The organism is Bradyrhizobium sp. UFLA06-24, from assembly GCF_054967145.1.
Genome location: NZ_JADFUE010000006.1, coordinates 20,355 through 36,397, shown reverse-complemented (window position 1 = coordinate 36,397; position 16,043 = coordinate 20,355). Strand labels below are relative to the sequence as shown.

Annotated in this window: 17 protein-coding genes and 1 pseudogene; 10 read left to right on the top strand and 8 right to left on the bottom strand. The window is 64.7% G+C overall.

Annotation, left to right across the window (positions count from 1 at the left end):
- Positions 1 to 218 precede the first annotated feature (218 nt).
- Positions 219 to 1,004 (bottom strand): class I SAM-dependent methyltransferase, encoded by a 786-nt coding sequence (locus IF809_RS07540; RefSeq protein WP_462837243.1) that lies wholly within the window; start codon positions 1,002 to 1,004, stop codon positions 219 to 221.
- Between the two features lie 405 nt (positions 1,005 to 1,409).
- Here IF809_RS07540 and IF809_RS07535 point away from each other — a divergent pair, with 405 nt between their 5' ends.
- The gene (locus tag IF809_RS07535) at positions 1,410 to 2,438 is read left to right on the top strand and encodes a glycosyltransferase family 2 protein (protein ID WP_462837242.1); all 1,029 of its coding nucleotides are present in this window, start codon (positions 1,410 to 1,412) and stop codon (positions 2,436 to 2,438) included.
- A gap of 11 nt (positions 2,439 to 2,449) precedes the next feature.
- On the opposite strand, the gene IF809_RS07530 is transcribed toward IF809_RS07535, so the two are convergent.
- Entirely contained in the window at positions 2,450 to 3,403 is a 954-nt protein-coding gene (locus IF809_RS07530) for a glycosyltransferase (RefSeq protein ID WP_462837318.1), read from the bottom strand.
- 242 nt (positions 3,404 to 3,645) lie between these two features.
- Here IF809_RS07530 and IF809_RS07525 point away from each other — a divergent pair, with 242 nt between their 5' ends.
- From IF809_RS07525 to IF809_RS07510, 4 genes and pseudogenes are all read left to right on the top strand, one after another.
- Positions 3,646 to 4,713: a glycosyltransferase gene (locus tag IF809_RS07525; RefSeq protein WP_462837241.1), complete on the top strand. Its 1,068-nt coding sequence runs from the start codon at positions 3,646 to 3,648 to the stop codon at positions 4,711 to 4,713.
- A 40-nt stretch (positions 4,714 to 4,753) separates the two neighbouring features.
- Positions 4,754 to 6,106 carry an O-antigen ligase family protein gene (locus tag IF809_RS07520; protein WP_462837240.1) on the top strand — a complete coding sequence of 451 codons (1,353 nt, stop codon included), beginning with the start codon at positions 4,754 to 4,756 and terminating at the stop codon, positions 6,104 to 6,106.
- 118 nt (positions 6,107 to 6,224) lie between these two features.
- Positions 6,225 to 7,358 (top strand): annotated as a pseudogene (locus tag IF809_RS07515) (GNAT family N-acetyltransferase); the annotation flags it as partial.
- A 94-nt stretch (positions 7,359 to 7,452) separates the two neighbouring features.
- Positions 7,453 to 8,337, top strand: a complete 885-nt coding sequence (locus IF809_RS07510; RefSeq protein ID WP_453980638.1) for a protein-L-isoaspartate O-methyltransferase family protein — start codon at positions 7,453 to 7,455, stop codon at positions 8,335 to 8,337.
- Between the two features lie 58 nt (positions 8,338 to 8,395).
- Here the strand turns inward: IF809_RS07510 and wrbA are convergent, their stop codons facing one another.
- Together wrbA and IF809_RS07500 are read right to left on the bottom strand one after the other, a co-directional pair.
- A complete protein-coding gene (gene wrbA / locus IF809_RS07505; protein WP_462837239.1) occupies positions 8,396 to 8,995 on the bottom strand; it encodes an NAD(P)H:quinone oxidoreductase in 600 nt (199 codons plus the stop codon).
- Between the two features lie 47 nt (positions 8,996 to 9,042).
- Positions 9,043 to 9,741: a pirin family protein gene (locus IF809_RS07500; RefSeq protein ID WP_128968440.1), complete on the bottom strand. Its 699-nt coding sequence runs from the start codon at positions 9,739 to 9,741 to the stop codon at positions 9,043 to 9,045.
- A gap of 131 nt (positions 9,742 to 9,872) precedes the next feature.
- On the opposite strand from IF809_RS07500, the gene IF809_RS07495 reads away from it, so the two are divergent.
- Positions 9,873 to 10,808 carry a LysR family transcriptional regulator gene (locus IF809_RS07495; RefSeq protein WP_128968439.1) on the top strand — a complete coding sequence of 312 codons (936 nt, stop codon included), beginning with the start codon at positions 9,873 to 9,875 and terminating at the stop codon, positions 10,806 to 10,808.
- Positions 10,809 to 10,924: 116 nt separating this feature from the next.
- On the opposite strand, the gene IF809_RS07490 is transcribed toward IF809_RS07495, so the two are convergent.
- On the bottom strand, positions 10,925 to 11,182 hold the full coding sequence (locus IF809_RS07490; RefSeq protein ID WP_128968438.1) for a hypothetical protein: 258 nt from the start codon (positions 11,180 to 11,182) through the stop codon (positions 10,925 to 10,927).
- Between the two features lie 146 nt (positions 11,183 to 11,328).
- Between IF809_RS07490 and IF809_RS07485 the strand changes: the two genes are divergently transcribed.
- Both IF809_RS07485 and IF809_RS07480 read left to right on the top strand, forming a co-directional pair.
- Positions 11,329 to 12,315, top strand: coding sequence for a tripartite tricarboxylate transporter substrate binding protein (locus tag IF809_RS07485; protein ID WP_462837238.1), 987 nt, complete (start codon positions 11,329 to 11,331; stop codon positions 12,313 to 12,315).
- A gap of 97 nt (positions 12,316 to 12,412) precedes the next feature.
- Positions 12,413 to 12,757 carry a hypothetical protein gene (locus tag IF809_RS07480; RefSeq protein ID WP_462837237.1) on the top strand — a complete coding sequence of 115 codons (345 nt, stop codon included), beginning with the start codon at positions 12,413 to 12,415 and terminating at the stop codon, positions 12,755 to 12,757.
- A gap of 6 nt (positions 12,758 to 12,763) precedes the next feature.
- Here IF809_RS07480 and IF809_RS07475 read toward each other — a convergent pair whose 3' ends face one another.
- A complete protein-coding gene (locus tag IF809_RS07475; RefSeq protein ID WP_462837236.1) occupies positions 12,764 to 13,231 on the bottom strand; it encodes a YbaK/EbsC family protein in 468 nt (155 codons plus the stop codon).
- 21 nt (positions 13,232 to 13,252) lie between these two features.
- On the bottom strand, positions 13,253 to 13,993 hold the full coding sequence (locus IF809_RS07470; RefSeq protein ID WP_462837235.1) for a haloacid dehalogenase type II: 741 nt from the start codon (positions 13,991 to 13,993) through the stop codon (positions 13,253 to 13,255).
- A 252-nt stretch (positions 13,994 to 14,245) separates the two neighbouring features.
- On the opposite strand from IF809_RS07470, the gene IF809_RS07465 reads away from it, so the two are divergent.
- Positions 14,246 to 14,449, top strand: coding sequence for a hypothetical protein (locus tag IF809_RS07465; protein WP_128968433.1), 204 nt, complete (start codon positions 14,246 to 14,248; stop codon positions 14,447 to 14,449).
- Positions 14,450 to 14,592: 143 nt separating this feature from the next.
- Here IF809_RS07465 and IF809_RS07460 read toward each other — a convergent pair whose 3' ends face one another.
- On the bottom strand, positions 14,593 to 15,603 hold the full coding sequence (locus tag IF809_RS07460; RefSeq protein WP_462837234.1) for a zinc-dependent alcohol dehydrogenase family protein: 1,011 nt from the start codon (positions 15,601 to 15,603) through the stop codon (positions 14,593 to 14,595).
- An 84-nt stretch (positions 15,604 to 15,687) separates the two neighbouring features.
- Here IF809_RS07460 and IF809_RS07455 point away from each other — a divergent pair, with 84 nt between their 5' ends.
- Positions 15,688 to 16,035, top strand: coding sequence for a MerR family transcriptional regulator (locus IF809_RS07455; protein WP_462837233.1), 348 nt, complete (start codon positions 15,688 to 15,690; stop codon positions 16,033 to 16,035).
- The last annotated feature ends 8 nt before the right edge of the window (positions 16,036 to 16,043 follow it).

The following is a 16,043-nucleotide window of genomic DNA, read 5'->3' as shown; positions in this document are numbered from 1 at the left end:
GCAATCAACGCAACAGGGAAAATTAACCATACTCATTGAGGGACTATTCACCGAAATGGCAAACAAAGCGTTTAAGCGCGGCTTGTCGTGTGCCGCGTCGTTGTGACGCTTCGGCGGCAGCAATCCCTCAGTGATTAACGGTTCGTTACCCTGCGTGCCCAGCGGCACGCGCGCGTTCGGCATCGTGGCTTGATGGCCGGGCTGCGCGCGCATGACCGTCAGCGCTTCCGCAGGATGATGTGATAGTCGCCGCGGCGGACGTCGGTGCCCCCAGGCAGCACGGCGTTCAACAGCATGGCACCGGCGTCGACGAGGGCGGCGAACAGCGGCTTGCGCTGGCGCATCTCGGGATAGCGCGGGCTCTCGACCTCGCGGCGGTAGATCGTCTCGAGACCATGGACGGCGGCGAACGCCTCGAGCTTCGGCAGAGTCACCAGCGGATGGAAGAAAGTCGGGAACGGCGCTTCGCCGGGCAGGCCCGCGGTCTTGATGCCGCGGATGTTCCGGTAGAACCAGACGTGGAACCAGTGCGGCGAGTATTTGGTGACGACGCCCGAAAGCGAGCGCGGATTGGGCGCGCCGATCAGGATCATGCCGCCGCGCTTGAGCGCATCGCGGAAGTTCAGCAGCGCCGCCCCGACGTCGGGCAGGTGCTCGATCACGTTGTAGCAGATCACGACATCGAAGCTTTCGGGGGCGAAGCGATAGGTCTGGACGTCGCCGAGGATGGCGTCGTCGGCGTAGGTGTTGTTGCGGACCTGGTCTTCGTCGATGTCGACGACGGTGACGTGGCTGCGGCCGAGCACGTCCATGGGAAGGAAGCTCGAAGAGCCGCCTCCGGCCTCGTAGATCGCAAGCCGGCCTTGCGGCAACTCCTGGCGCAGCACCTCGTGAATGGCGAGCAGGCTGTCGCGGGCCTCGCCAGGGACCAGCTGGAGCAGGGCCTGGGTTTGCACGGGAATATTGGAAGCCGTTGCGAAATCGATCGTGGCTGACTTGTTCATTTTTCTTGGACCGCGCTTGTTCGACCTAAATTACAAGAGGAGGCTCTCATGCCCGAAGAGCAAAACCGATGCCGCGCCGTGTCACCGGTCGTGGTGCTTACGGCTGGGTTAATGCGGTCATGCGTTAACTACAGCATTGTCCATGTCGGGTCGTTCGCGGGTCATGGACTGCGAATTGCAGTACCACATGCGTAGCACGACCCGGGAAAAATACGGGAAAGCGGTTAAACGCGTGGCGATCGGTCTGTATTGCGACACAGCGGCAGCGGGGCGCGCATCCGGCGCCTTGGCTGCTTGCTCATTCTGGGACGGACTTGTCCTGACGGGCTGTGCCGTCGCGGGACGGCGTCGATGTATGCGATCGGGGCAGGGCTTTCTCAATCAATCTCGGACATCTAGAACGTCATGACCCTGATCCCGACCGACCTGTCCGCCGCGCGGATCTCAGATGCAGTACGCGATCCCAACAGGGAGATCGCTGCGAGCTCGCGCGTCATCGATTTGTCGGTCGGGATCGTCGTTTGCATTCCCTGCTTCCGCCGCCCCGCCCATCTGCGGCTGACACTGGATTCTCTCGTCAACCAGCGCACGCATCGCTCCTTCGCGGTGGTCATGGTCGAGAATGACGCGACGGGGCGCGCGAGCGCGCCAGTCGCGGCCCAATACCTCGCTGCCGGCAAGCTCCAGGGCATCTGCATCGTCGAGAAGCGGCAGGGCAATTGCCAGGCGATCAATGCCGCGTTCGAGACGGCGCAGGCGCTGTTTCCCGCCGCCACCCGCTTCCTGATGATCGACGACGACGAGATCGCTTCGCCGGACTGGCTCGAGCTGATGGTTCGTACCGCGGAGGCGACGGGGGCCGACGTGGTCGGCGGGCCGGTGCAACCGGATTTCGACGACGACAGCCAGCCGTGGCTTGCGCGCCATCCCGCCTTCTGCTCTGCCTATGACTACACCGGTGCGGTGCCGATGATCTATGGCTGCGGCAATTGCCTGATCACGCGTGCGGCGTTCGACCGGCTCGGCAGTCCCGCCTTCGATCTGCGCTTCAATTTCCTCGGCGGCGGTGATTGCGATTTCTTCACGCGCTGCCGGGACGCCGGCATGATCTTCCACTGGACCGCGGAGGCCGTCATTACCGAAACCGTGCCGCAAAGCCGCACCAGCTTCGGCTGGATCGCCAGGCGCGGCCTGCGCATCGGGGTGATCAACTACCGTGTGCAGTTCAAGGCCGCGCAGGGCGCGGCGGCGCGCCTTCGCGTGTTTGCACAGACCTTGGTGCGGCTGCCGCTATCGCTGGTGCGCTCCGCCCGTCTGTTGACGTCATCGAAAGCCGTGGTCGCGATGCATCCGGTGCTGGTGGCCGTCGGTTCCGCGCTCGCGGCGTTCGGCTACGATCCGAAGCCCTATGAGGCCTCGAAGATCGTCGCCTGACGCGTCCGCCGCTAGAGTCCAAAATAGGACAACACGATCCTGATCGCGGACCGCCGCATCGCCTTGAGCGACCGCTGGCCGACCATGCCGAGATAGAACAGCGCCTGGCGATACCGGCCGAAGCGGATTGCCTGCATCGCCGCATAGGTAACGAGATGGATTTCAGCCGCCTGCCGCAGCCTGGGCGCCGCCCCGGCGGGGAGCCTCGCAAGGATCAATTCATCGTCGAACACGCGCGCGACGGCCGGGAAGAAATCCTGCGGCGTCCGCACCGCCGCGTTCATCGTGTTGGCCGTATGCAGGCGATAGTCGAGCAGGAGTTTCGGTACATAGGCGAACTCGCCGAGCGCGGCCAGGCGGCACCAGCAATGCCAGTCCTCGCAATAGCGCAGCGAGACGTCGAAGCCGCCGCTGGCCCGGAAGGCCGCGAAGCGGATCAGCATGATGCCACCATTGACGATGAAATTGCCCCCGGCGAGACGCGCCAGCACGTTGCCCGAGGGCTTGAGGCGCCGCTTCAGCAGATCGCGCCGGCCGATCGACCGTCCCGCGCTGTCGATCGTGTTGTAATCGCCATAGACCAGAACCGCACGCGGCGCGGCCTTCGCTGCCGCCAGCAGCGATGCCACCGCGTCACCCCGCAGGCGATCGTCCGCATCCAGGAACATCAGCCAGTCGCCGTGCGCGCGTTGGGCGCCGAGATTTCGCGCCGCGGATACGCCGCTGGCGTCGTTCTTCATCACGCGCAGCCGTGGATCGTGGACGGCGCCGACGATGGCAAGCGTGTCGTCGGTCGAGCCGTCGTCGACGACGATCACCTCGGTGACGCCGTCCTGCGCCAGCGCACTGGCGATGGTCTCGCCGATATAGGCCGCGGCATTCTTCGCAGGGATGATGACCGATACCCGAGGTGATGTCGCGCGCGCTTCCGTCGCCGCGGGCGCGGCGGTCGGAGCGTCGAGCATGGCCTCGTCGAGGGGCAAGCGGATGGCTCGTCGTGTTAAGAGTTCGTTAACCGGACCGCTTTGCGATCCCGCCAGCATGATACTCACATAACGCTCAAATCGTTGTTGCGAAGGCCGTCGCGCCGTCGCTTTCGTAGATTAGCGTTAAACCCTGCGGCGTTAAGTCTGTCGCAGCTTTCGAGGAGTGCGGCGGTCGGTCTCATGCGAGAATGCGGAGCCCTGATGCCCCCGGATGGATGCAAGTGCCCGCAAAGACGTTCGACTACGATCCCGACGACATGGTCCTCAACCTGTTCTACGAGGACAAGGACGATCGCTGGTTTCCGGGTGACCGGCACCTGCGCCGCATGGCGCGCAGGATGTTGTTCGGCGAGCCGCGCATGAGCGGCCAGCTGCGCGTGTTCCTCAATCTCTGCGCAGGGCTGGACCGCCTCGGCATCCGCTACCGCGTCAACGACTACCGCCATATCGCGCAGCATCCGGAAGAGGTGGCGTGCATCATCGGCCGCGCCTTCCTGCTGAACAAATTCGCATGGAAGAATCCGATCCTGCTCGGCGTTGCCGCCTACAACCATCCGTTCGACGATCCCGACCTGTTCAAGCGGCTGCCGGTGAAGAAATTCCTGGTGCCCGGCCCGTGGTACGCCGAGATGTACCGGCCGCATTGGCCGGACACGGAGGCCTGGCCGGTGGGCATCGACACCGATCTGTGGGCGCCGTCGCGACCGCGCGACAAGACCGTCGATGTGCTGCTCTACGACAAGGTGAGTTGGGATCGCGACCGGCACGTCTCCGAGTTGGTCGAGCCGGTGCGTGCGCGACTGATCAAGGAAGGCCGCTCGTTCACCGAGCTGCGTTACGGCAGCTACAAGGAGGAGGATTATCTAGCCGCGTTGGCGCGTTCGCGCGCGATGATCTTCCTGTGCCAGAACGAAAGCCAGGGCATCGCCTATCAGCAGGCGCTGTCCTGCGGCGTGCCGGTGTTCGCCTGGAACCCCGGCGGCCCGTGGCCGGATCCCGACTATTATCCGCACCGGGTCCGGTTCGAGCCGGTGTCGTCGGTGCCCTATTGGGACGATCGCTGCGGCCTCACATTCACGGACCGCAATGGCTTCGAGGACAGCTGGTCCGATTTCTGGGCCGGCTGCACCGCCGGCAAATTCGATCCGCGCAGCTACATCCTGGACAATCTGACGCTGGAGCAGCGCGCGCTGCAATATTACGAGATCGCGCGCAGCGTCGCGCGGCAGAGCCAGGCTCCTGCCGCCTCCGGCATGCTGGTTGACGGATGGTTAACGGGGATGGGCTAGACCGACGGAGGTTCCCCATCGTCCGGTCAGGCCTTCAGGCATGGATCGCAGCTCCGCAGACATGACTGACGTCGAGGCCCGCTCGTTCGGCCATGCGCTCCGCGATGAGCTTGCCGGGCTGAACGTGGTGCAGGTGGCGCGCTGCCTGATCGTGGTGGCGGCCGTGCTGCTGGTCATGATCACGCTCGATCCGTTCCCCGATTTGCGCAGCGAGGACGTCGCCAACGTCGTCGGCGGGCGCATGGCGCTGAACTACATCACCTTCGGCCTGCTCGCTGCGGTCGGCATGCTGTTCGTTCTCGTCACCGATGCACCCTCGCTGAGGACGCTGGTGACGCCGCTGCATCTTTGTCTCGTCGGCTGGATGCTGATCAACGTCCTCCTGTCCGAGAGCCGCGAGGTCTCGATCCAGCGCTTCGTGCTCGCGGCCAGCGTCACCTCGCTTGCGGTGATCCTGCCGCTGCTGCCGCCGACGCAGCGGAGCTTCAACCTCTGCCTCGGCGCTGCTGCGCTGGTGCTGCTGGGGGTGTGCTATCTCGGCGTTATCCTCGCGCCGCAATATTCGATCCACAGCGCGCTCGACATCACCGAGCCGCAGCTCGCCGGCGACTGGCGCGGCAGCTTCGGCCACAAGAACGTCGCCTCGCCGGTGATGACCATTCTGGTCTATGTCGGCATCTATCTCTCCGCCGTCGGCTCCTTCGTGATGGGGCCGGCCATCGCGCTGCTGGCCGGCATCTTCCTGGTCTTCACCGGCGGCAAGACGTCATCGGTGCTGTGCCTGGCGATCTATGCCCTGGCCTCGCTGGTCTACGTCACGAAAAGCCTGTGGCTGAAGCGGACCATCTGCTTCGTGCCGCTGATCGTGATGAATTTGCTGACGGTCGGCAGCGTGATGAGCCCGGCGCTCGGCAGCGTCACGCGCATGCTTCCGGTTGATCCGACCTTCACCGGCCGATCCGACATCTGGGAGTTCGCGCTCGCGGCGGTGGCGGAAAAGCCGATCGTCGGCCATGGCTATGCGGCGTTCTGGGACGACGTCACCGCGCGGCAGACCGCCAAGGGCTCCGAATGGGCGGTGACCGCGGCCCACAGCCACAACAGCTATCTCGACCTCGCGGTCACCATCGGCTTGCCGGGCCTGCTCCTGGTCGTCGTCATCTTCGTGCTCGCGCCGCTGCGCAATTTCCAGAAGACCCAGGCGCACAACCGCAGCAACGCGCTCGGCAAGCTGTTCCTGACCATCTGGCTGTTCGGCCTGTATTTCGGGACGACTGAAACCTTCCTGCTCGAACGACAGAATCCGGTCTGGTTCATGTTCGCGCTCGCCGTTGCCGGCTTGCATTTCCTGGCCAGGTTCCAATGCGTCGCACAAATGGAACCCGAGCACTGACAGACTGTCGCAGGCGCGCGGCCGGACGGCATCCACTTAACGATAAGCAGCAACGTAACTTGTGGTCTGTGCAAAACATAATCTAACAGGAAATCTTCAGTAACCGTATGCCCAGCGAATGGCGTTTCTCAGTGTGGAGCAATTAGACGGCCGGGTGTCCAGCACGAGGGGAATCTCGGTCGATTTCCTGCGCGACTGGCGACAGGCCGCGTTGCGCCTGAACGACGGCCATCGCACCGCGTTTCAGCATGGGTACTGGCTTGGCGCCTGGTACGAGGCCTTTCACGGCGTCGCGCCATTGATCGCGGTCATCACCGATACGACGACCGGCAGGGACATCGCTGTCGTGCCGATGTTCACGCACACGCGGCGCGGCATCCGTGTCGTCGAGTTTGCCGATCTCGGCGTCTCCGACAACAACGCGCCGATCATGGCGTCCGATGCGAGTTTCGATGCGGCCGGTGCACAGGCGATCAGCGCCGCGCTGGTCGATGCCTTGCGCGCCTTGCCTGACCGCTTCGACCTGCTGCGCCTGAAGAAGATGCCGGCCTATGTCGGCGCGAGGCCGAACCCGCTGGTGTCGCTCGGCCGGCTCGGCTCCTGCTCGCTCAACGGCAATCTCGTGCTGACCGGCGACGATTATGCGGCCTATCAGGATTCGATCAAGCGCATGCAGATGCCGCGCTGCTGGCGCGTGTTCAGCCGGCATGCCGGCGCGCGTTTCGAGATTGCCACGGAGGTTGCCCGCGCGCGCGAGCTGCTCGACGTGATGGACGTCCAGCAGCAGGAGCGCATGCAGCAGCTCGGCTCGCGGTTCGTCCTCAACGACGAAGCCTATGCCGCGTTTTATCGCGAGGTGGCGCGGCAGGGTGTCGCAGAGGGTTATGCAGTGATCTCGGCGCTCGTTTGCGACGAGGGCATCGTCGCCACCACGCTCGGCGTCAGATACGGCGCGACCTATTATCTGCTGCGCATCGGCCATGCCGGCAAGCCATGGGCGAATTGCTCGCCCGGGCTGCTCGTGACCGAGCGCACCATGGCGGCATTGCATGCGCAGGGCGTGCGGCGCTTCGATCTCAGCATCGGCAACCACGATTACAAGCGCCGCTTCGGCGCCGAGCCGGTGCCGCTGACCGACGTCAGCATCGCCCTGTCCTGGCGCGGGCTGCCCTATGTCCTGCGCGACCATGCCGCGCAGGGCCTCCGTCGCCATCCGCGGCTCGCCGCCTTCGTCGCGCATGCGATGGCAAGGGCGCGCGCTAGAGCCTTCGGCGCCTGCCGGTTGCCGGCGTCACTCGCATATCGCATTGATTGTGCTATCGTCGCCTCCGCAGCCAGGAGGCGACATGGACGATCGTTCGGGAAAACTTCGCGCGTTCTTTGCGCAGTTGATCTGCGCCGCGGCCAAGGCCACGGACCCTCGCCTCGAGCAGGCCTTTCGCACCGTCAGGCGTGAACCTTTCGCCGGCCCCGGGCCGTGGTCGATCACGCTGGGCGGCCATCCCTATGTCGTGACGCCCGACGACGATCCCGCCTTTCTGTATCAGAACGTGCTGCTGGCGCTGGATCCGGCGCGGGGCATCAACATCGGCATGCCCGGCGCGCACGCTTACTGGCTCAGCGGCTGCGGCGTCAAACAGGGCGAGACCGTGCTCCAGATCGGCGCCGGCACCGGCTATTACACCGCCATCCTCGCCGAGCTTGTCGGACCCAATGGCCGCGTCTACGGCTATGAGATCGACGAACGTCTGGCCGCGCTTGCGCGCGAGAATCTGAAGGACATCGCCACGGTCGAGCTGCGCGAGCGCTCGGGCATTGCGTCCGATCTGCCTGAGGTCGACGTGATCTATGTCTGCGCGGGCGCCGCGCAGCCGGCCACGGAATGGCTCGAGGCATTGCGGCCGGGCGGGCGGCTGGTGTTTCCGCTGGCGCCCGAGGGCATGCTCGGCGGCATGTTGATGATCACGCGGCCGGAGCAGGGGACGGCCTGGCCGGCCAAATTCCTCAGCCGGGCCCAGTTCATCGGATGTGCGGGGCTTCAGGATGCCGATGCCGCGCGCCGATTGGCCGAGGCATTCGCCAAGGGGTGGGAGCGCGTGCAGTCGCTGCGGCGAGGCGACGCGCCCGACGACACCTGCTGGTTCGCCGGCGACGGCTGGTGGCTGTCGACCGCGCCTGCCTCTGCGCCGGTTGAGAGCATTCCGCCTCACGCGGACATCACGCGAGCCTGAGAGCTCGGGCGGCATTTCCTCAGGGAATGCAGCCCGAGCGCGTGCTCAGCCGTGCAGCTTAGCCGTGAAGTTTCTTGGCAGTCTCTGCGATCACTCGTCCCTGATAGCGCGCCCCGGCGAGCTCGTTGGCGCTGGGCTGGCGGCTGCCATCGCCGCCGGTGATCGTGGTGGCGCCGTAGGGCGCGCCGCCCGTGACCTCGTCGAGCTTCATCTGGCCGGCGAAGCCGTAATTCATGCCGACGATCACCATGCCGAAATGCAGCAGGTTGGTGATGACGGAGAACAGCGTCGTCTCCTGGCCGCCATGCTGGGTCGCGGTCGAGGTGAAGGCGCCGCCGACCTTGCCATGAAGCGCGCCCTTGGCCCACAGCCCGCCGGCCTGATCCAGGAAGTTCGCCATCTGCGAGGCCATGCGGCCGAAGCGCGTGCCGGTGCCGACGATGATCGCGTCGTAATTGGCGAGGTCCTCGACCTTGGCGACCGGCGCGGCCTGATCGACCTTGTAATGCGAGGCCTTGGCGACCTCCGCCGGCACCAGCTCGGGTACGCGCTTGATGTCGACGGTGGCGCCGGTTTCGCGCGCACCTTCGGCGACGGCATTGGCCATTGCTTCGATATGGCCATAGGCGGAGTAATAGAGGACGAGAACTTTGGTCATGGTGGTCTCCGTTGGGATGGGTTTGATTGCTGGTTGCTGCAGTGTCGTTATGCCGCGTCGACGAGCACGAGCTCGGAATCTTCGAGCGCCGTGATCTTCAGCTTGCTCTCGTCGCGGATCGCGGCGCCGTCGCGGGCGTTGACGCGCACGCCGTTGACCTCGACCGCGCCAGCCGCCGGCACGAGATAGAGGTGTCGCGCCTTCTGCGGTTCGTACTCGGCGCTTTCGCCGGCCTTCAGCGTGGTCGCCAGCACCCGCGCGTCGGCGCGGATCGGCAGCGCGTCGGTGTCACCCTCGATGCCGCTCGCAATGGTGACGAGCTTGCCGGAGCGGTTCGCCTTCGGAAACGGCTTTGATCCCCAGGTCGGCTGTCCGCCGCGCGCAACAGGCTCGATCCAGATCTGGAAGATCCGCGTCCTGGTCGGCTCGAGATTGTACTCGGAGTGGCGGATGCCGCTGCCGGCGCTCATCACCTGCACGTCGCCCGCTTCGGTGCGGCCCTCGTTGCCGAGGCTGTCCTGATGGGTGATCGCGCCCTCGCGCACATAGGTGATGATTTCCATGTTGGCGTGAGGATGGGCGGGAAAGCCGGTGTTCGGCGCGATCTCGTCGTCGTTCCATACCCGCAACGCGCCATGGCCCATGTTGTTCGGGTCGTAATGGCTGGCGAAGGAGAAATGGTGCTTGGCCTTGAGCCAGCCGTGATCGGCACCGCCGAGCTTTGCGAAAGGTCTGAGTTCGATCATGGGTGTGTTTCCTTGGGTTGGATGATGGCGTCTTGTTCCTGATGACCCCTTGGATAAGCTCCCGCCTGTGGTATAGAAATAGAAACTGTCGAAACTCATTGTTTCCCTAAATACCCTGATTGGACCGCGGCATGGCCAAACTCCCCGATTTCGAGGCGCTCGCGATTTTCGCCAAGGTCGTGGAGCTACGTTCGTTTGCGGGGGCTGCGAGCGAGCTCACCATGTCCAAGGCGACCGTCTCGAAAGCGGTGACGCGGCTGGAGGAGCGGCTGGGGGCGCGGCTGTTCAACCGCACCTCGCGCCGGCTCGCGCTGACCGATGCCGGACACAAGCTTGCCGACCGCGCCGCGCGCCTGCTCGCCGACGGCGAGGCGGCCGAGAACGAAGCGCTGGCGCAATCGGTGGCGCCGCGCGGGCTGGTGCGGCTCGCGGTGCCCATGACGTTCGGCATCAAGGCGGTGGCGCCTTTGCTCCCCGAGTTTTTCGAAGCCTATCCGGAGGTTTCGGTCGATCTGCATCTGAGCGATGCGAGCGTCGATCTCATCGGCGAGGGCTTCGACATGGCGGTGCGGATCGCGCGGCTGCCGGATTCCTCGCTGATCGCGCGCCGGCTCTTCACCATGCCGCGCTTCACCGTGGCGGCGCCGTCCTACTTGAAGAAATACGGCCGGCCGACGCATCCGATGCATCTCGCCCAGCACAAATGCTTCGCTTACGCCTATCTCTCCACGCCGAACGTCTGGCACTACACCAACGCGGCCGGCGAGCAGGCGAGCGTCCGCCCGGGCGGCCAGCTTCGCGTCAACAACGGCGAAGCGGTGATGCCGTCTTTGGTCGCCGGTCTCGGCATCGCCGATCTGCCCGAATTCATCGTCGGCGACGCCATTTCATCGGGCGCCGTCGAAGTGATCCTGAAGGACTGGAAGCAGGCCGAAGGCGCCGTGCATCTCGTCACCCCGCCCGGCGGCCCGCGCCCCGCACGCGTCGAAGCGCTCGGCGATTTCCTCGCCGCGAAGCTCCCGGGCACCTGCAAGCGGCGGGGAAGGAAGAGCTCGAAGGCGTCGTAAAGCGACCGGCCTCAACGACTTCCGTCATTGCGAGCGCAGCGAAGCAACCCAGAATCTTTCCGTCAAGGCAGCGTGGATTGCTTCGTCGCTTCGCTCCTCGCAAGGACGGTGTTGGACTACGACACCTTCATCCCATCGATAGCGACAATGCGCAGGTTCGGCTTCAGCGTCTGCTCGAGCTGCGTCTTCAACTCATGCACGCGCGGATCGGTCGAGCGCGCGGCGCATACAGCGTATTGATGGACGGATTGCGTCAGGGCCCGCCGTGCCTCCGGCGTTCGCGTCATTTCGGGCTTCGAAAGCCGAAGGACGATCGCCGCCAGGTTCACCAGCATCTCGTCGAGGGCGGTGTCGATGGTCGCGAATTTTCCCATGGCGCACTCCTTGGCAGGGCAACGGAGCCTGCGGGGATGCGTTCCTGAGCCGGGCGAACATGGCTAACGCTTCGTAAACGGCTTGTTCTTGCCGGTCGTCGCGCTAGGCTGAGGCTGAAGCAAGAAGCCAGGGGGAGGGGGCTGCGATGAATCGACGTGACGTCTTGCGCGCCATTGCCGCATTGCCGTTGTTGCGGGCGGCGTATCCGGAGCGGGTCTTCGCGCAAACCTATCCGGTGCGCAATATCACCATGATCGTGCCGTTCCCGGCCGGCGGCCAAGCCGATCTCGCGGCGCGTCCGGTGGCGCAGGCGCTGGAGCGGATTCTCGGCAAGCCCGTCATCGTCGACAACCGCGCCGGCGGCGGCGGTGGTTCGGTCGGCAACGCCGCTGCGGCGCGCGCCGAGCCGGACGGCTACACGCTGCTGATGACGCTGTCATCGCTGGCAGTGCTTCCCGAAGCCGACCGGCTGTTCGACCGGCCCGCGGCCTATGAAGTCTCGCAGTTCATGCCGATCGCGCGCGTGCTGGCGGATCCCACGCTGCTCGCGGTGCCCGCCTCGGCGCCGTGGACGACGGCGCAGGAGTTCATCGAGGATGCAAAGAAGCGTCCGGGCCAGATCACCTATGGCTCGTCCGGCCCCTACGGCACGCTGCATGTCGCCATGGAAATGTTCGCCGCCAGCGCCGGCATCAAGCTGTTGCACGTGCCGTTTCGCGGCGCAGGTCCCGCGCTAACCGCGATCCTCAGCGGCACTGTGCAGGCGATCGCGGCGGCGCCGGGCACGCTGAAGCCGCAGGTCGACGACGGCAAGCTGCGCGTGCTCGCCAATTGCGGCGCGCGGCGCATCGCGAGCTTCCCGGACGTGCCGACCTTCCAGGAGCTCGGCTACAAGGACGTCGAGATGTATATCTGGGCCGGGCTGTTTGCACAGAGCGCGCTGCCAGCCCCGATCGCGAGCCGCCTGCGCGAGGCGATGGCGCAGGTGATGACGAGCCCGGATGTGCTCAGGACCTTCGAGGCCTCGGGCAGCCTCGTCGCCTATCAGGATGCGCCGGCATTTTCAGAGTTCGTTGCGGCCGACAGCGCGCGGCTGATCGCGGCGGTCAAGAAGATCGGTCGGGTGGAATAGGTTCCTGCCCAACCTTCACATTTTTTTGTTGGTTCCGAACCTGCCCGCGTCTCATTGATTGATGAGAATTCGAGGGACATCGGGAAGGATCAGAACCATGCGAACAGAGCGGATTGCGCTGGGTGTGGCGCTTGCGATCGGCGGCATCGTCGCGCAGAGCGCCGCCGCCGAGGAATATCGCGGAACCATGGAGCAGCAGATGGCCTGCACGCCTGACGTCTGGCGCCTGTGCAGCGATCAGATTCCGGATGTCGGCCGAATCACCGCCTGCCTGCGCCAGAATACGCCGCAACTCTCCACCGGCTGCCGCGCTGTGTTCGAGTCCAACAACCAGATGCCGCCACAACAGCAGGTCCCGCGCAATCGCGCCGCGCCGGCGCCGCGCTATAACAACGCACCGCCGCCACCTGCGCAGCCGCGGCCTTACGACGAGGATGACTAGCGTCGTCTAAGGCTTGTGCTCGCAAACATCGACCCACTCGGCCGCGGTCAGCTCCGCCATTCGTTCGGGTGTGATGCGCACCGCGCTGTGGGTCGAGCCCGCGGCCGGCACCACGACGTCGAACGCCTTCAGCGACACGTCGCAATAGACCGGCAGTGGTGACTTCAGACCGAACGGACAGACGCCGCCGACCTCGTGGCCGGTGATGTCGGCGACCTCTTCCAGCCCCAGCATCTTCGGCTTGCCGCCGAACTGCGCCTTCACCTTCTTGTTGTCCATCCGCGAGGTACCGGCGGCGACGATCAGGATGACGCGCTCGCCGATCCGCAAAGACAGCGTCTTGGCAATCCGCCCGGGCTCGACGCCATAGGCTTTGGCGGCGAGCGCGACGGTCGCCGAGCTGATCGGGGATTCCATCACTGATATGTCGGGGGCTTTCTCGGCAAAGAAGGCGCGAACGGATTCCAGGCTCATTCCAGTCAGCTCATTCCAGACTTACGGGCGGGCGATGATCCCCGGCAGCTCCGAGAGCGAACGGACGCGATGATCCGGCAAAAAGCCGAGCTCGTCCATCTGGGTGCGGATCGCCTTGAACATGGTGAGCGGTGCCACGAGTTCGGTCTCGACGCAAGCCAGTGCCATCGCCTCCGGCGTCACCCGCTCGATCCAGGCGACGTTGAGCCCGAATGACTTTGCTCCCGCCACGTCCCAGGGATTGGACGATACGAACAGCACCTCATCAGGCGCGGTGCCGAGCACCCCGCCGATCAGCTCATAGGCTTGCGGGCTCGGCTTGAAGATCTTCCTGGCATCGACGCTGATGGTGGCATCGAGCAGGCGGTCGAGCCCGGAATTGCGCACCAGCGCGTTCAGCATCTCCGGGCTGCCATTGGAGAGGATGGCGAGCTTTCGCGGCTTTAGCGCCGCGAGCGCGGCCGTCGCGTCGGGATAGAGATCGAGATGCAGATATTTCTCGATCACCCGCTCGAAGGCTTCGTTCTCATAGGCAAGCCCGAGCACGCGCAGCGTATAGGCGAGCGAGTCGCGGGTGACGGAAGCAAAGTCCTGATAGCGCCGCATCAACGAGCGCAGCCAGGTGTATTCGAGCTGCTTGATCCGCCAGACCTGCGTGATGATCTCGCCATAGCCGGGAAACGCCTCCTCGGTGATCTCGGCGACCGACTGGATGTCGTAAAGCGTCCCGTAGGCGTCGAAGACAACGGCGTTGATGCTCATGGGCTGTCCTTTCGCGCGCTGGTGGTCACAAGAGCTCCGCTGGGAGGAGTGCGCATCATCGTCAGCTTACCAAAGCACAGCGGAAGCCTGCCACTACGCGGTCCGCGGCTTGTGATCCAGGGCGGACTTGGATCGCGAATCTGCAGGGCTCTTCTGTTCTGTCCCACCTCGCGCCCACCTCTGCCGGACGTTAGACCTTAGCTGTATCGCTGCGTGTGGCGGGAACCCCTGGACCGGCGGTCGATTCATGACATGAACCAGTCAATTCGGATTGGCGCCATGGGCATCGAGCGCAGCTACACACCCTTCCGCAGTCGGGCGGAAGAGTTCCGAACCAAGGCGGATAACGCCGAGCATCGCGAAGCCAAGGATACCCTGCGCAAGGTGGCGAAGAGTTACGATGAACTGGCACGGCGTGCTGAGCAAATCCGCACCCTCCAGGACGCCGCCGAGTAGGCAGCCACAACTGACGTGCACTTTTAGACCGTCCCGCGTTCAGCCATGCACGACGAGCAAAGCAAGCGCTCCCACGGCCAGCACCGCCCAGCTTACGAAGGCGCGAACATGCGAACCAGGTTCGGCGCAAAGCCGTCCGTTTTCTAAAGCGTCACGACGATCTTGCCGAAGTGTGAGCCGCTCCGCAGGTGTTCATAGGCGTCAAGGAGGTCGTCGAAGCCATAGATTCTATCCACGACCGGGTGGATTGCATGTTCAGTCAGGAAGCTGCTCATCGCCGTGAAATGTTCGACCGATCCGACGGTGACTCCGATGATGTCGGCGTTCTCCCATTGCAGACGGGCAAGGTCCGGTTTCGGGCCGAACCCCGTCAGGACGCCAATCTGAACGATCTTGCCGCCCGACGCGACGGAACGCAGCGACCGGTCATAGGTGCCGGGACCGCCGAGTTCGAGAATGTGGCTGGCGCCTTTCCCGTCCGTCGCCTTCATCAGGGCGACATCCCAGTCGGGCGTGTCGCGATAGTTGATCAGGGTCGAGCCGCCCAGCGCCTTGGCACGGGCGAGCTTCTCATCCGAGGATGAGATGACGATCGCGCGTGCGCCCAGCGCAGCCGCAAATTGCAAGCCGAACAGCGCGACGCCGCCTGTTCCCTGGACCAGCAGCGTGTCGCCCCTGCGCATCCCGCCGCGCGCGATCAGGCCGTGCCAGGCTGTGACAGCCGCGCAGGGCAAGGTTGCCGCCTCGACCAGAGACAGATGCGCCGGCACGGCGACGAGCGCCGCGGCCGGCAGCACGACATACTCCGCGAGCATTCCATCGGTCGTGTTGCCGCCGAGGGATGACGAAACGTAGCTGGACTTGAACGGCCCCGAAACCCAATCGCGAAAGAACGAGGCGGCGACGCGGTCCCCAACGTGCCATTGCGTGACATTGGAGCCGATCGCGTCAACGATTCCCGCACCGTCGGAGAGCGGCACGCGGCCGTTGAGCCCGCTTTGTCCCGCGCGGTCGAGGGTAATCAGGTCGCGGTAGTTCAAGCTGGTCGCTTGGACGCGGATGCGAACCTCGCCTTCGCCGGGTTCGGGTCTGCCGACCTCAACGGGTTCGAGGCGGGCGGCTCCGGCATGGCTGCTCAAATGGTAGGCTTTCATGGTGGCTCCCTCTCAAGTGGCATTCACCTGGATGAGCAGAGTCTGTAAGGTCTGACAGCGCTGTGAGGGTCAAGAGGTTTCCAGATGAAAATAGGCGAACTCTCCCGGAGGACGGGAGTCAGCGTTCGAATGCTGCGTTATTACGAAAGCGAAGGACTGCTTGCGCCGCAGCGCACCGATAGTGGCTATCGCGACTATGGCCCCGCCGAAGAGGAAACCGTGGAGCGGATCAAGATGCTCGGCGCGGCCGGGATGACGCTCCAGACGATCCAGCAATTGCTGCCCTGCGTGCGCAACAATGATCCGACCTTCACGCCGTGCAACGAGTTGCGAAAAATACTCACCGAGCAGGTCGGCCTGATCGACGAGCGCATCGAGACGCTCAGCCAGAGCCGGACGATACTGGCCGGCTATCTGGCAAGCGTGAACTGATCGCGCTG

Excerpts from the sequence above, each read along its gene's own strand:
- IF809_RS07455 (WP_462837233.1), top strand. The coding sequence starts at position 15,688 with ATGAAAATAGGCGAACTCTCCCGGAGGACGGGAGTCAGCGTTCGAATG.
- IF809_RS07495 (WP_128968439.1), top strand. The coding sequence starts at position 9,873 with ATGGCCAAACTCCCCGATTTCGAGGCGCTCGCGATTTTCGCCAAGGTC.
- IF809_RS07460 (WP_462837234.1), bottom strand. The coding sequence starts at position 15,603 with ATGAAAGCCTACCATTTGAGCAGCCATGCCGGAGCCGCCCGCCTCGAA.
- IF809_RS07465 (WP_128968433.1), top strand. The coding sequence starts at position 14,246 with ATGAACCAGTCAATTCGGATTGGCGCCATGGGCATCGAGCGCAGCTAC.
- IF809_RS07485 (WP_462837238.1), top strand. The coding sequence starts at position 11,329 with ATGAATCGACGTGACGTCTTGCGCGCCATTGCCGCATTGCCGTTGTTG.
- IF809_RS07475 (WP_462837236.1), bottom strand. The coding sequence starts at position 13,231 with ATGAGCCTGGAATCCGTTCGCGCCTTCTTTGCCGAGAAAGCCCCCGAC.
- IF809_RS07540 (WP_462837243.1), bottom strand. The coding sequence starts at position 1,004 with ATGAACAAGTCAGCCACGATCGATTTCGCAACGGCTTCCAATATTCCC.
- IF809_RS07535 (WP_462837242.1), top strand. The coding sequence starts at position 1,410 with ATGACCCTGATCCCGACCGACCTGTCCGCCGCGCGGATCTCAGATGCA.
- IF809_RS07520 (WP_462837240.1), top strand. The coding sequence starts at position 4,754 with ATGGATCGCAGCTCCGCAGACATGACTGACGTCGAGGCCCGCTCGTTC.
- IF809_RS07530 (WP_462837318.1), bottom strand. The coding sequence starts at position 3,403 with ATGCTCGACGCTCCGACCGCCGCGCCCGCGGCGACGGAAGCGCGCGCG.
- wrbA (WP_462837239.1), bottom strand. The coding sequence starts at position 8,995 with ATGACCAAAGTTCTCGTCCTCTATTACTCCGCCTATGGCCATATCGAA.
- IF809_RS07480 (WP_462837237.1), top strand. The coding sequence starts at position 12,413 with ATGCGAACAGAGCGGATTGCGCTGGGTGTGGCGCTTGCGATCGGCGGC.
- IF809_RS07470 (WP_462837235.1), bottom strand. The coding sequence starts at position 13,993 with ATGAGCATCAACGCCGTTGTCTTCGACGCCTACGGGACGCTTTACGAC.
- IF809_RS07500 (WP_128968440.1), bottom strand. The coding sequence starts at position 9,741 with ATGATCGAACTCAGACCTTTCGCAAAGCTCGGCGGTGCCGATCACGGC.
- IF809_RS07490 (WP_128968438.1), bottom strand. The coding sequence starts at position 11,182 with ATGGGAAAATTCGCGACCATCGACACCGCCCTCGACGAGATGCTGGTG.
- IF809_RS07510 (WP_453980638.1), top strand. The coding sequence starts at position 7,453 with ATGGACGATCGTTCGGGAAAACTTCGCGCGTTCTTTGCGCAGTTGATC.